The organism is Nonomuraea endophytica, assembly GCF_014203235.1.
In the GTDB taxonomy this organism is placed as follows: Bacteria; Actinomycetota; Actinomycetes; order Streptosporangiales; family Streptosporangiaceae; genus Nonomuraea; species Nonomuraea endophytica.
Map to the genome: position 1 here is coordinate 406,749 of NZ_JACHIN010000009.1, position 13,434 is coordinate 420,182.

General features: G+C 69.2%; 11 protein-coding genes and 1 pseudogene. 7 read left to right on the forward strand and 5 right to left on the reverse strand.

What is annotated here, in order from left to right; all coding sequences use genetic code 11:
• Positions 1–41 precede the first annotated feature (41 nt).
• Complete coding sequence (locus HNR40_RS32385; RefSeq protein ID WP_312896602.1) at positions 42–926, reverse strand: alpha/beta hydrolase; 885 nt, start codon at positions 924–926, stop codon at positions 42–44.
• 106 nt (positions 927–1,032) lie between these two features.
• Between HNR40_RS32385 and HNR40_RS32390 the strand changes: the two genes are divergently transcribed.
• The 4 genes from HNR40_RS32390 (at position 1,033) to HNR40_RS32405 (ending at position 4,889) form a co-directional block, all read left to right on the forward strand.
• Positions 1,033–3,120, forward strand: a complete 2,088-nt coding sequence (locus HNR40_RS32390; protein WP_184968034.1) for an ATP-dependent DNA helicase UvrD2 — start codon at positions 1,033–1,035, stop codon at positions 3,118–3,120.
• A gap of 86 nt (positions 3,121–3,206) precedes the next feature.
• Positions 3,207–4,091 carry an acyl-CoA thioesterase gene (locus HNR40_RS32395; protein ID WP_184968035.1) on the forward strand — a complete coding sequence of 295 codons (885 nt, stop codon included), beginning with the start codon at positions 3,207–3,209 and terminating at the stop codon, positions 4,089–4,091.
• 96 nt (positions 4,092–4,187) lie between these two features.
• Positions 4,188–4,487 carry a hypothetical protein gene (locus tag HNR40_RS32400; RefSeq protein WP_184968037.1) on the forward strand — a complete coding sequence of 100 codons (300 nt, stop codon included), beginning with the start codon at positions 4,188–4,190 and terminating at the stop codon, positions 4,485–4,487.
• 132 nt (positions 4,488–4,619) lie between these two features.
• On the forward strand, positions 4,620–4,889 hold the full coding sequence (locus HNR40_RS32405) for a WhiB family transcriptional regulator (protein WP_184968169.1): 270 nt from the start codon (positions 4,620–4,622) through the stop codon (positions 4,887–4,889).
• Positions 4,890–6,076: 1,187 nt separating this feature from the next.
• Here the strand turns inward: HNR40_RS32405 and HNR40_RS32410 are convergent.
• From HNR40_RS32410 to HNR40_RS57900, 3 genes and pseudogenes are all read right to left on the reverse strand, one after another.
• The gene (locus HNR40_RS32410) at positions 6,077–7,417 is read right to left on the reverse strand and encodes an ABC1 kinase family protein (protein ID WP_184968039.1); all 1,341 of its coding nucleotides are present in this window, start codon (positions 7,415–7,417) and stop codon (positions 6,077–6,079) included.
• Between the two features lie 661 nt (positions 7,418–8,078).
• The gene (locus HNR40_RS32415; RefSeq protein WP_184968041.1) at positions 8,079–8,489 is read right to left on the reverse strand and encodes a hypothetical protein; all 411 of its coding nucleotides are present in this window, start codon (positions 8,487–8,489) and stop codon (positions 8,079–8,081) included.
• Positions 8,490–9,224: 735 nt separating this feature from the next.
• A pseudogene (locus HNR40_RS57900) lies at positions 9,225–9,722 on the reverse strand (ThiF family adenylyltransferase); the annotation flags it as partial.
• An 856-nt stretch (positions 9,723–10,578) separates the two neighbouring features.
• On the opposite strand from HNR40_RS57900, the gene HNR40_RS32420 reads away from it, so the two are divergent.
• The 3 genes from HNR40_RS32420 to HNR40_RS32430 all read left to right on the forward strand — a co-directional run bounded on the left by HNR40_RS32420 (position 10,579) and on the right by HNR40_RS32430 (position 12,525).
• Positions 10,579–11,361: an enoyl-CoA hydratase/isomerase family protein gene (locus tag HNR40_RS32420; protein ID WP_184968043.1), complete on the forward strand. Its 783-nt coding sequence runs from the start codon at positions 10,579–10,581 to the stop codon at positions 11,359–11,361.
• Between the two features lie 205 nt (positions 11,362–11,566).
• Positions 11,567–11,944, forward strand: coding sequence for a M48 metallopeptidase family protein (locus HNR40_RS32425; protein ID WP_312896603.1), 378 nt, complete (start codon positions 11,567–11,569; stop codon positions 11,942–11,944).
• Positions 11,938–12,525 carry a hypothetical protein gene (locus tag HNR40_RS32430; protein WP_246509678.1) on the forward strand — a complete coding sequence of 196 codons (588 nt, stop codon included), beginning with the start codon at positions 11,938–11,940 and terminating at the stop codon, positions 12,523–12,525. The genes HNR40_RS32425 and HNR40_RS32430 overlap by 7 nt, the downstream gene beginning before the upstream one ends.
• Here the strand turns inward: HNR40_RS32430 and HNR40_RS32435 are convergent.
• Positions 12,508–13,308, reverse strand: coding sequence for an endonuclease/exonuclease/phosphatase family protein (locus HNR40_RS32435; protein ID WP_246509679.1), 801 nt, complete (start codon positions 13,306–13,308; stop codon positions 12,508–12,510). The genes HNR40_RS32430 and HNR40_RS32435 overlap by 18 nt on opposite strands.
• Positions 13,309–13,434: the final 126 nt, after the last annotated feature.

A 13,434-nucleotide genomic window follows, 5' to 3' on the forward strand; every position in this document is an offset into this window, starting at 1 on the left:
CAACGCCGGGCGCCCGCGTAATCCCTCGTGATCCGGTGGGGTTAACCGATGCGGTCGGTGATCCACTGCTGGACGCGCTCGGCCACGCCGGGCTCACGGAAGAGCGGCGCGCTGTGCTGGGCGCCGGGCTGGGTGACGACCGTCACGTCCACGCCCACCTGGCCCAGCATCGTCTTGAGCAACTGGCTCTGCACCGGCGGCACGAACTCGTCCTCCGAGTGCAGCATCAGCATCGGCGCGTCCTTGGCGCTGGCGTGCCAGGGCACCTCCATGCTGGCCCAGACCCGCGAGCACTTGCCCTTGGGCTCGCAGCCGCCGGCCAGCCGCATGGCCGCCACGCGCAGGCGGCGCTTGTTGACGTCCGTGGTCTTGGCGCCGTCGGAGAAGGCGCGCAGCGGCGAGATCACCGGTGACAGCCCCACGACGCCCTTCAGGCCGGGCACGCCGTTGCCGTACGTGCCGACGGCCGCGGCGATGTGGCCGCCCGCAGAGAAGCCCACCACCACGAACTTGGCCGGGTCGAACGACCAGCGCTCCGCGTGCTTGCGGGCCACGGCGATCGCGGAGAAGGCGTCACCGCGCTGCGCCGGCCAGGCCTCCTGGCCGGACAGGCGGTAGTTGAGGTTGAAGACCGTGTAGCCCATGTCGGCGTAGGTGCGGGCGATCTCCGTCATGTACCTCTTGTCGCCGCCGGACCACCAGCCGCCGTGGATGAGGAAGACGCCGGGCCGCTTGGTGCCGTCGGCCGTCCACCACACGTCCATGTCCTGGTTGCGCTGGTGGCCGTAGTTGACGCTCTCCGCGGACAGGCCGCCGAGGCCGTTGGAGTCGACCGGGAAAGGGTCCTTGGCCGTCTCGGCGGCGGCGGCCGCCGGTGTGAGCACGATCGCAGCGGCGAGCGCGCTCGCGAAAACCGCAGTTCGCACGGCCTTCCCTTTCCCCCATGCAGTTGGTCGCGCCCCATTGTGGGGGAATTGACCTGTTCTTTGCATCTCGGTGATGTGAACGGGTGACGGGCGGCATGTTGCCAGAATGGAGCCCTTCACCGCCACCGGCTGGGAGGATGATGAGGTGAACAGCGTGGACGACGTGCTCGCCGGGCTCGACCCGGAGCAGCGAGCGGTGGCCGAGGCCGTGCGAGGTCCGGTGTGCGTGCTGGCCGGCGCGGGCACCGGGAAGACCAGGGCGATCACCCACCGCATCGCCCACGCCGTACGGAGTGGATACGTCGACTCCTCCAGCGTGCTCGCCGTGACATTCACCACACGCGCCGCCGGGGAGCTCAGGCAGCGGCTGCGCGCGCTCGGCGCGCCCGGCGTCCAGGCCCGCACCTTCCACGCCGCCGCGCTGCGCCAGCTCACCTACTTCTGGCCCAGGGTCATCGGCGGCGACGCGCCCTCGGTGATCGAGTCCAAGCTGCCCGTGCTGCGCGAGGCCTGCCGGATCACCCGCACCAGCCCCGACGTCCTGCGCGACCTGGCCAGCGAGGTCGAATGGTCCAAGGTCGTCCAGATCGCCCCCGAGGACTACACGACGGCCGCCGCGAAGTTCAACCGCACGCCGCCGGTGCCCGTCGAGGAGATGGCGCGCGTCTACGACGCCTACGAGCAGATCCGGCGCGAGCGGCACCTGGTCGACTTCGAGACCATCCTGGAGCTCACCGCCGCGGTGATGACCGAGCACCAGGAGGTGGCGGCCCAGATCCGCCAGCAGTACCGCTACTTCGTCGTCGACGAGTACCAGGACGTCAACCCGCTGCAGAAGCTCCTGCTCGACACCTGGCTCGGCGGGCGCGACGACCTGTGCGTGGTCGGCGACCCCAACCAGACCATCTACTCCTTCACCGGCGCCAGCCCCCGCTACCTGACCGGCTTCGCCGTCGAGCACCCCGAGGCCGCCGTCATCAAGCTCGTGCGCGACTACCGCTCCACCCCGCAGGTGGTCGACCTGGCCAACCTGGTCATCGCCAAGGGCCGCTCGGCCCACCGGCTGGAGCTGCTCGCCCAGCGCAAGGACGGCCCCAAGCCGGTCTTCACCGAGCACGACGACGAGCCCGCCGAGGCCGCCGGGGTCGCCCGCGCCATCCGCAAACTCCTCGACAAGGGCGTGCCCGCCCGCGAGATCGCCGTCCTGTTCCGGGTCAACTCCCAGTCGGAGGCCTACGAGGAGGCCCTGTCCAAGGCCGAGATCTCCTACGTCCTGCGCGGCGCCGAGCGCTTTTTCGAGCGCCCCGAAGTGCGTCAGGCCGTCGTACTGCTGCGCGGCGCCGCCCGCTCGGAGTCCGGCGAACCCCTGGCCGGCGAGGTCCACCACATCCTGACCGGGATCGGGCTCACCCCGGCCGCGCCCGGCGGCGGCAAGGCCCGCGAGAAGTGGGAGTCCCTGCGCGCCCTGGCCGACCTGGCCGAGGACATGGCCGCCGGCGGGGCCGACCTGCCCGCGTTCGTGGCCGAACTGGAACGCCGCGCCGGCGAGCAGCACGCCCCGCCCGTCGAAGGCGTCACGCTGGCCTCACTCCACGCCGCCAAGGGCCTGGAATGGGACGCCGTCTTCCTGGTCGGCCTCACCGACGGCATGATGCCGATCATCTACGCCGAGTCGGCCGAGCAGATCGAGGAAGAGCGCCGCCTCCTTTACGTCGGCATCACCAGGGCCCGCGAGCACCTCTCGCTCTCCTGGGCGCTCGCCCGCGCCCCCGGCGGTCGCAAGGGCCGCCGCCCCTCCCGCTTCCTCGACGGCCTGACCGGCCGCCCGGCCACCACCCCACGCGCCGCCGCCGCGTCCACGCCCTCGCGCGAACGCCGGCAGGTGGCCGCCCCCGTGTCCTGCCGCATCTGCGCCCGCAACCTCGCCACCGCGGCCGAGCAGAAGCTGGGCCGATGCTCCAACTGCCCGGCCGCCTTCGACGAGGCCCTGCTGGAAAGCCTCAAGTCCTGGCGCACCACCACGGCCAAGGAGGCCAAGATCCCGCCGTACGTCGTCTTCACCGACGTGACACTCCAGGCCATCGCGGAGCGGGTGCCGCGCAGCGAGTCCGAACTGCTGTCCATCGCGGGGATCGGCAAGGTCAAGCTGGACAAGTACGGCGAAGCCGTACTCGGCCTCTGCCGGGGCGCGTGATTTTCCCGATAGGGCGGGCGGCTTCCTGACGCGGCAGGTGGCACGTCAGACTTATGGTGATACGGCCAGCCGCTAGGGAGAGACACGTGAACGAGGCGCTGAAGGAGCTGCTCGACCTGCTCGACCTTGAGCAGATCGAGCTGGACATCTTCCGCGGCCGCAGCCCGGAGGAGCGCATCCAGCGCGTCTTCGGCGGCCAGGTGGCGGCCCAGGCACTGGTCGCGGCGGGACGAACCGTCCCCGACGACCGCCACGTGCACTCGCTGCACGCCTACTTCATCCGGCCGGGCGACCCCGCCATCCCGATCGTCTACAACGTCGAGCGGGTCCGCGACGGCCGTTCCTTCGCCACCCGCCGGGTGGTCGCCATCCAGCACGGCAAGGCGATCTTCACCATGTCCGCCTCGTTCCACGTCCCCGAAGAGGGCTGGGCACACCAGGCGGCCGCGATGCCGACCGTCCCCGACCCGGAGACACTGCCGACCTTCCAGGACAAGCTGTATGACCTCGTGGGCGACGAGCCCGGATGGAAGGACTGGCTGTCCAGGCCGCGCCCCGTGGACGCCCGCTACGCCTCGCCGCTGACCTTCGAGGCCTCCAGGAACCCGGAGCTGATCAGCGCCGAGACCAACGTCTGGTTCCGCTACGACGCTGAGCTCCCCGACGACCCGCTCCTGCACGTGGTGCTGGCCGCGTACGCCTCCGACTTCACGCTCGTCGACACGATACTGCTGGCGCACGGCCTGTCCTGGGGCACCTCGAACGTCATGGGCGCCTCCCTGGACCACGCCATGTGGTTCCACCGCCCGTTCAGGTCCGACGACTGGTTGCTCTATGCTCAGGAATCCCCCTGGTCAGGGGGAGCTCGTGGCCTTGCCCGCGGACAGATGTTCACCTCATCGGGAGACCTCGTGGTCTCGGTGGTGCAGGAGGCCATGATCCGCGAGATAAAGTCGCAAAATCCCAGGTAGAAAATAAGTTGCCCCTTCCCGGCTTCCCGGTTTAGGGTCATGGTCAAGCGAGTCGGACACTCCTGTCCGACGATCCCAGAACGGAGGTGAGTCCCGGTGATCAGCATCAAGATGTCGGCCACGCAGTGGCTCGCTTCCGCACGCCGTAACTCGGTCAAGCTCGCTGATGGGCCGGCCAAGTTGCGTCGGGAGCCGTCCGTCTTCGGCCAGGAGTCCGCCTTCTACGCCCGCGCCAGCCACGGTGCCGGCTTCGAAGCCGTCCTGGTTTACGGAGCAGGAGTGGCTCCGTCCGCGCCTGCCATCGCAGGTGCCCCGAGCATCGTGCCGACCCAGCAGAACACCAAGGGTGGACTGTGCGGTCCGCAACCCTGGAGGGATGCGCCGGTCATAACTTGACCGGCACATAAGCAGCCCCCAGGCCGCGGATCCGCACATCGGATCCGCGGCCTCTTTGTTTGTCCGTGATCCCCCACCACCCACGAGGTGCCCAACAAGATCACCGAGATCGAAAACAAGAAGGAGACGCAGATGGGGGCGAAGACGATCATGGACCTGATCGACGAAGCCAAGATCCCCTGCCGTGCCAACCCCGACCTGTGGTTCGCCGAGTCGCCGGAGGACGTCGAGTTCGCCAAGGCGCTCTGCGGTGGCTGCCCGATCCAGAAGGCCTGCCTCGACCGCGCGCTCGAGCGTGAGGAGCCGTGGGGCGTCTGGGGCGGCGAGCTCATCCTCAGGGGGACCGTAGTACCCCGCAAGCGGCCCCGCGGGCGTCCCCGCAAGCACCCGGTCGCTGCCTGATCAACCGGCCCTGTCCCTACTCAAGAAAGGCATCTCACGGAAATGAACACCCTTCCCACCAGGAGCTTTGAAATGCCACATCTGTTCCAAGACATGGTTAACGACCGAATACAAACCCTCCACCGAGAGGCGGAGGAGCAACGCCTGATCAACCGGATCCGCCGAGTAGAGCGCGCCCGGAAGAACGTGCAGCGGGCCAATGACCGCCTGCGCATGGCGTTGACCCGAGAAGTCTGATCCGGAGGTCCTGCCGCCGGCGCAGGACCTCCACCGAGGTCTCCTTCTAACCGAAGGGCCCGGGAGCCACCAAGGCCCCCGGGCCCTTCGCCCGCTAAGGCCAAACCCCCAACCACCCCCACAACCTCCCCAGCCCCACCCCAAACCCCACACCACCCGACCACCCAAACCCCGCACCCCCGCACCCGACCACCCCAACCCCTGGCCCACGCTCACGCCACCCGGGCCTGCCGCATCACCCCCGGCCGGACCGACCGCCCCGCCTCGCCATCCCGGACCGACCGCCCCGCCTCGCCATCCCGGACCGACCGCCCCGCCCGGTCATACCGACGACCCCGGCCGTGCAATCCCGGCCCCGCTCAACCAGGACCTGCCTGGCACATCACCCGGGTTGGACCGACCCCTTGACCTGGCACGCCACCCCGGCACACGCCGCTCTGGCCGTTCCGCGCGCTCCCGGCCACCCATCCCATGCGGACCACCTCGGGCCCAGGCTCACGCGCCACCCCCCGGGTGCCGTCCCGGCCCACGCTCACATCACCCGGCCGGACCGACCGCCCCGGCTGTGCAATCCCGGCCCCCGCTCAAGCCACCCCGACCTGGCACATCACCCGGATTGCCGCGCCGCCGCCACCCCACCCCCGCCACCCCACCCCCGCCACCTCACCCCCGCCACCTCGCCCACGTCACGCGGCCATACCCACCAGCCGACCCGGCACACCACCCCGGCACACCACCCCGGCACACCACCCCGGCACACCACCCCGGCACACCACCCCGGCTCCGCCGAAGCGCGCCCCTTCTCGGCCTCGGCAATCACCGGCCCTGCGCCGCCTGCCACCGCCCAACGAGCACCCACCCCGTCGCGCGCCGCTGCCTGACGGGCTTGTGCTCCGGAGTCGTGTCCGGCCGGTCAGCCAGGGCGCTTCTGGATTGCTGGGGTTCTGGGATCAGGAAACAGGGAGGGAATCGGTGGCTTGGTCCGGGTCGTCGGCGAAGCCTGGGACCCAGCGGATGACCTCGTCGCGGAACCGGGCAGTAGCTCCGAGCTGGCACAGGACACCGATGCCCGCAGCGTGCACCCGATGAATGAGGACATACGAGACGGGAAGGTTGAGCTGGCGCACCACGTTGGTGGGACGGAGGTCGGTCACGCTGGCAGCCTGCGCCTGAAGCCACTCGCGGCTGAACGTGAACTCCTCCACCGCCGTAGGTTCGACATACGGCGCCAGGAACGCGCGCAGAGCATCCGCGTCGATCTCGATGTGGGGACGGATGAAGCCCTCGTCGCGAAGGCCGTTCATGACCGTTTCCATGTCGCCGTGGTTGAAGATGCGGGTGAGCTTCCCGAACGCCTTGGGATACCCCTCGGGAAGCCGGTTGACCGCGCCGAAGTCGAGGACACCGAGTCGGCCGTCCTCAAGCATGCGGAAGTTGCCCGGATGAGGGTCCGCGTGGAGCATGCCCACCCGAGCGGGTGAGCAGAACAGGAACCGCACGAGCAGTAGTCCCGCCCGGTCACGCTGTTCCTTCGTGCCATCCGTGATGATGCGGGACAGCGGCGTACCGTCCATCCACTCGGTCACCAGCACCATCTCGTTGGCGGCGATAACGTCGGGCACCTGGAAGTCGGGGTCGCCGTGGAACTCCTGCGCGAACGCGTGCTGGGCTTCCGCCTCGTGGAAGTAGTCGAGCTCTTCGGCGATACGTTCGCGGAGTTCGGCCAGCACGGCCTTGATGTCGAGACCAGGCAACATGACACCGAACAACTTGCCCAGCCGAGCCAACTGGGTGAAATCGCCAAGAAGCGCCTTACCGGCGCCGGGATACTGAACCTTGACCGCCACATCGCGGCCGTCGTGCCAAACCGCACGATGGACCTGCCCGATCGACGCGGCAGCAGTGGGCTGGTCCTCGAAGGAGATGAAATTCTCCCGCCAGTCGTCGCCCAGCTGCTCGGCCAGCACCTTGTGAACCGTGGCCACGGGCAGCGGCGGAGCGGCATCCTGGAGTTTGGTCAGCGTGGCCCGATAAGGCCCGGCGATCTCAGGCGGCAGAGCGGCTTCGAAGATGGACAGCGCTTGCCCCAGCTTCATCGCACCGCCCTTGAGCTCGCCGAGGACCTTGAAGATCTGCTCGGCGGTACGCTGCTGGATCTCTTGTGCGACGATCTCGGCGGATTTGCCGCCGATACGCTTCCCGATACCCAGGGCCGTGCGGCCCGCGAAACTGATCGGAAGCGTGGCCAGCTTGGCGGAGCGCGTGACTGCGCGGCGCGGAAGATCGCTCACCCTAGTACGCGGCGTCCCGTTGAGGCGCCACTTCCCCCTTCCGTGGTCGACCCGTGTGCGCGTGGTCGCGGACCCGGCCCGGTGGCTTCCAGGCCTGATGGTCTCCCCTGATGCCCGTCGGACACGGGCGCTGTGCTGGTGGTGCCGGATCCCGCTGGCTGCAGGCTTCCTGTCGTGCTGGTCGCGAGCACAAGGTGCCCGCTGGTTCGAGGTTCTTCCTCTCGTGGTACGGCAGGCCGTGCCCGACGGACCCGATACGGCGGTGGCCGCACCTGACCCGAACGGTGTCGAGATCGCCCGCCGGGTGCGGGGATTCACAGCGTTGCCCGTTCGGCGTGGAACGACGGGTTGCCCTGCTGGCTGCAAGGCGGCGGAGGTTGCCTCGCTGGGTGCGAGGCCAAGAGGACCTCGCTGGATGCCGAGGTCGAGTGGAGGTGTTTCGCTGGGTGCGGGGCCAGGGGGGACACCTCGCTGGACGCCGAGGTTGAGACGGAATCCGAGGTCAGGAGGGGATACCTCGCTGGGTGCGAGGGTGGTGCGTGTTCCCGCTGGGTGCGGGGATGCTTGCTTGTGACTGTATGGCGCGTGCCCAGAGGTCTGGTCGTGGACCCCCGGGTGACTGGCCATGTGGCGTGGGATGACTGGCGTGATTTGGCTGGGTTTAGTCGCGGGTGGCCGCTCTGACCATTCTTAGCGAATCAGGATTGTTGCGTATACACCTACATTGCGGGTGGATGGCCCAGGTCCGCCGCTTCCTCTGCCAATCAGGCAATATGTCGATTGTGCCGTTGGTCACAATCGAAGGGTGGCCGTCAAGGTAGGCGAGGGCGTGCCTGGTGGCTTCCGCGGCCACCAAGGCGGCCAGGGTGGTGTCGCAGGCGATCTCGCCCGCGGGGTAGCCGCCCAGGTGGGCGGTCACCATGGGCCAGGCGGGATCACGGTCGCGGCGGGTGAGGTCCAGGCAATGCAGGCATGCGGACTGACTCGGGTGCACCAGCGGGCCTACCGTTCCGATGCCCTCGAAGGCGGAGACCAGCATGTGCGGGATGTTCAGCGCGGTCAGCTCGGTCACCAGGATCCCGTCCAGCGGGCCTACCGGAGCGAGGATGACCAGATGCGGAAGGTCAGAGCGGTCGTTGAGATACGGCCCGCCCGCGACGAACCGGGCATAGGGCGACGGCTCCGGCCTGGGCGATGGGGTGGGCTCTGCTGGTGTGGCCGACTTCTGTGATGGCGAGGTGGGCTGGGAAGGCGAGGCCGGTCGCTGTTTGCCACCGCCGGGGCGTTCGTCCTCGATCGATTGGCTGATGACATCTGTCCGCTGACGGGCCGCTTGGGTCGGTCGGCGCGGAGTTTGGCTCGGCTTTCGAGCGTCGTTTGTGGAATCCCGACTGTCGGTGGTGGGACCCCGAGTGCCCTGTGTGGCGTCGCGGGCCTCTCGGGTGGAGCGCCGGATGTCGTGCGCGGAGGTCCGAGTGGCCTGGGAGGAGTTACGGGGCTCGCGGGTGGAGGTTCGAGTGGCTTGGGCGGGATCCCGAAGGTTGGGCCTGGAGTTCCGAGTGTCTTGGGTGGAGCTCTGAGGATCTTGGGTGGGGGCTTGGGGGGCCTTTGTTGGGGGGTGGGTGTCTTGGGGGGCCGGGTGGGTGGGTTGTTGTGATCGGCGGCGTTGTTTTGTGGGGGGATTTTGGGCGGGTGGTTGGTGGGTGGATGTGTGGGGGCAGGTGATCAGGCGGGTGGCGGTGGTGACGGAGGCTTCTTCTCGGGGGAGGCCGAGTTCGGACCAGGTGAGGCCGCCGGGGACCAGGTCTTCTGGGCGGGTGGGAGAAGGGTCGATTACGCGGATTGTGCCCACACCGGCCGCGGCCAGGAGGTTGACGATTGAGGCACCCAGGCGGCCGGCGCCGTAGACGCGGACGCGGGCGTTGCGGCGGCGGGCGAGGGTGGGCAGGCCCCCTGCGGGGTTGTCTCTGGCCAGGTCCAGGGCGTCCAGGTCGGGGCGGAGGCGGTCTCGTTCTGGCAGGGGGATGTCTTGCAGGATCGTGAGAGGGACTGAGGCGTCGTCCAGGACGCCTTGGGCGGTTAGTTCTGCCAGGAGGGTTCTGGCTGCCTGCTCTTCCATGCCTGCTTTTACGGCGTGCTTCACGGCTTGGGTCATGTCCTGGGTGCCGTCCAGGGACTCGATCCAGGCTCGGAGTGGTGGGGTGAGGTCGGTGAGCACGACGGCCTGCATCGGGTGTACGCCGAACTGGAGGGTGCGCTCGTCTCTGAGGATGCGGCGCAGGGAGGGTTTCACGCGGGGCCTCATGACGGTCAGGGTTCCATCATCGGGGGCGTTTGTGGGGGTGGTTGTCTTGGGCTGTGGATAACTTCTTTCGCTGGTCAGAGGGCTGTGGATGAAGGTCCCGCCATACCTGGGCAAACCGGCGCGGTGTCGGGTCGGGGGTTGGGAGCGGGGTCGTGGGGGTGCCGAACCGCTGCCGGGCGGGACACGGGCAACGCCATGGCGGAGCGGACAGGCCTGCGGGTCGAGTTCCGGGCCGGTAGTACGCGAGGTGTGGGAAGGCGAGGGGGCCGGATGAGCGGTGCGCGGTGGTGGATGGTTGCCGGGACGTCAGCGGTGCCGAACCGGCAGCGGAGGAGTCGTGGCAGAGGAGGAGAAGAGGCGGCCTGGGAAAGGACTGGAGCCGGGGTGGGAGGGCGGTGGGGCAGGAGTGGGAGGGGGGCAGCAAGGCACGCGGGAACTGCGGGCAGTTGGGGAGGGCGGCAAGAGGGTGGTAAGGGGGACGGGCAGGGGGCGGAAAGGCGGCAGATGGTGGTAGCGGGCATGTGGCAGAGGTGAGAGGGGACAGGCGGGGGCAGGTGGGCAGGGGGCGGCGAGGGGGGGCGGCCGCGGGAAGGGGTAGGTGGCGGGGGTGCGGCGGCGGGGGAAGCGGCGGGCAGAGGTGGGGTGGGTAGGTGGCCGGGGGTGCGGCGGCAGGTTGGGGTGGAGGGCTGCTGGAAGTGGAAGGGGCTGGGGCAGCGGTGAGGTGGTGGTAGGAGCAGGTGGGTTGGGGGCAGCGGTGAGGTGGTGGTAGGAGCAGGTGGGTTGGGGGCAGCGGTGAGGTGGTGGTAGGAGCAGGTGGGTTGGGGTGGAGGTTGGGGCCGGGGTTACGATCTTGGGCATGAGTGAGCTCTTGGTCGATCGTTCGGATGACGGCGTCGTCTGGGTGACCTTCAATCTCCCCGACCGCCGCAACGCCATGACCGACGCCATGACCCAGCGCTGGTCCCAGGAGATGACAGCTCTCGCCACCGACAAGACCGCCCGCTGCCTGGTGATCACCGGCGCGGGCACCGCCTTCTCCGCAGGCGGGGACCTGTCCTGGCTGGGGGAGAGGGCCACCGAATCGGTCCCGGACCTCAGGGACCGCATGCTCACCTTCTACCGCACCTGGCTCTCCATCACCCGCCTGGAAATCCCCACGATCGCCGCCGTGAACGGCGCCGCCGTAGGGGCGGGGCTCTGCCTGGCTCTGGCCTGTGACCTCGTCTATGCCGCCGATGACGCCAAGCTGCTGGCCCCGTTCACCTCTCTGGGCCTGCATCCGGGCATGGCGGCCACGTACCTGCTGCCGAAGACGGGTGGTCTGAGGCTGGCCCGCGAGATGCTCCTGACCGGACGTGTCCTGACAGGAGCGGAAGCAGCATCAGAAGGTCTGATAAATCGGGCATTCGCGGGAAATGACCTTAGGCGGGCCGTTGAAGAGATCGCCCTCAAGGTCGCCTCAACCGCCCCCATCGCCGCGAAACTCACCAAATCCGCGCTAAATGCGGATCATCAGGATCTCGAAGCAGCCCTCCGCTGGGAGGCGCTCGCGCAGCCCGTGACCATGGCTTCCGCCGACATGGTAGAGGGTCTGCGGGCCCATCGGGAAAGGCGGGTGCCCAAATTCACCGGCTCTTAATCATCTGACCAGCTAAAACGGGGCTCACCCCCTGTGGAATTCGGCCGGTGTCGGCTAACGTGCATATGTGCCCCCCGAGACAGTCGAGGTCCGTCGAAGTTCTCGTCGCCGGCGTACGGTCTCCGCATACCGAGACGGCGACAAGACGATCGTGCTCTTGCCCGCATGGCTGAGCGGCGAAGACGCTGATGAATGGGTGAGCCGGATGCTCGATCGGCTGGCGGCCAAGGAGCGGCGGCGCAGACCCACCGACGAAGGACTCCAGGCCAGAGCCAACGAGCTGTCGGCGAAGTACCTCGACGGAAGAGCCCGGCCCGAGACCGTCCGCTGGGTGGACAACCAGCAGCACCGATGGGGCTCGTGCACCCCGGACAACGCCACGATCAGGATCTCGACCCGCCTCAAGGGCCTGCCGGAATGGGTCATCGACTACGTCATCATCCATGAGCTCGTGCACCTGCTGGTGCCGAGCCACGGCCCTCAGTTCTGGGCTCTGGTCGAACAGTATCCCAAGGCCGAGCGGGCGCGCGGCTTCCTCGAAGGATTCTCCGCCGCCGCGCACAACGCCCCGGAGGAATGTTGATCCGCACCGTCGCGGTTCTCGCGCGCCGGAACATGGCGGAGGCGGCGCCGGACGGAGTGGACCCGGAGGAGTTCCTGACGGCGGTGGCCGAGGACACCTACGAGATGGTGGCCGGCCTCGAGCTCGTCACCCCGGTGCTGGTCACGAGCGTGCCCGGCCTGGAGGAGATCGTCTGGCCCGGCACCGAAGTGATCACGATAAATGATGACGAACCCCTGAAAAACATCATCAACCGCCTCCCGGGCGACCAGGCCGCCGTCATCAACGCCGACGCCCCCGACCTGCCCCCACTCCTCATCGGCAAGCTGTTCCGCGAACTCGGCCGCGCCCGGCTCTCCCTGTGCCCCTCCGAGTACGGCGGCGCCGTCGCCCTGGCCTGCCATCTCCCCCTCCCCGACTGGGCCGACCCCGACCTGGACGCCCACGACCCGGTGGCCGACCTGCGCGCCCAGGCCCCGGGCCGCCGCATGGTCGCCGCGTCACCCGGCTGGCACCGCCTACGTACCCCGGACGACGTCCTCCGCCTGGACCCCGGTCTCGAAGGCTGGGACAACACCCGCGCCCTACTCGGGAAGTTCTAGCCGGGCCACCACCGCCCGATGGTCGGTCCCCGGCAGGGTGTGCACGCTGACCTCCCGCACCCCCACACGGGCGTCCACCAGCACGTGGTCGATCGTGATCATCTGCGGCAGCCGCGCGTTCGCCGGCCAGGTGGGCACCAGCCCGGCTCCGGCCCGGTCGGCCGCGTCCGCGTATCCGCGGGCCAGCACCTCGCGCAGCGCCGCGTGGTCGAGCGTGGCGTTGAAGTCCCCGGCCAGGATCCGCGGGATCTCCGCCGAGGCGCTGGGCAGCGACGCGAGAGCCGTACGCCATCGCGAAAGGTTCTCCGCCGAAGGCTGCGGCGGATGGACCGCGACGACCTCGACCCGCCCACCGCCGGGAAGGGTGACCACCGGACCATTCAGCGGGTGCCGCGAGAACACGCCGAGGCCGCCCGCGCCCCACTCCGCCCGAAGCTCCCGGTAGGGCATCAACGCGCCCAGACCGGCGCCGTCCAGCCTGGTCACCGCGTCGGGGGTCAGTTCCTGGGCGCTCAGGACGTCGGGCCGCACCCGCCGTACCAGATCGACCAGGGCCGCGGGATCGGCGCGGCCGTACAGCAGGTTCACCGACAGCACCGTGAACGGCCGCCCGGCCACGACGCTCCCGTCACCGAACGCCCGGGGCAGCACGCACAACGCCAGCGTGACCGCGGTGACGACGGCGACGCACGCCGCGACGGGCCGCCGCCCGAGCACCGCGACCAGGACGGGCAGCAGCGACCCCAGGGCGATGTACGGCGTGGCCGACATGAGCTGCGTCAACGGCCCGCCACGTTCAAGCCCGGCCACCCGCGCCAAAGCCCAGAACGCGAAAGGGATGACCAGAACCCAGACCAGGGATGCGCGAACGCGCGCACGGCGGGCAGGGGTGACGATCGTCCCTCCGAC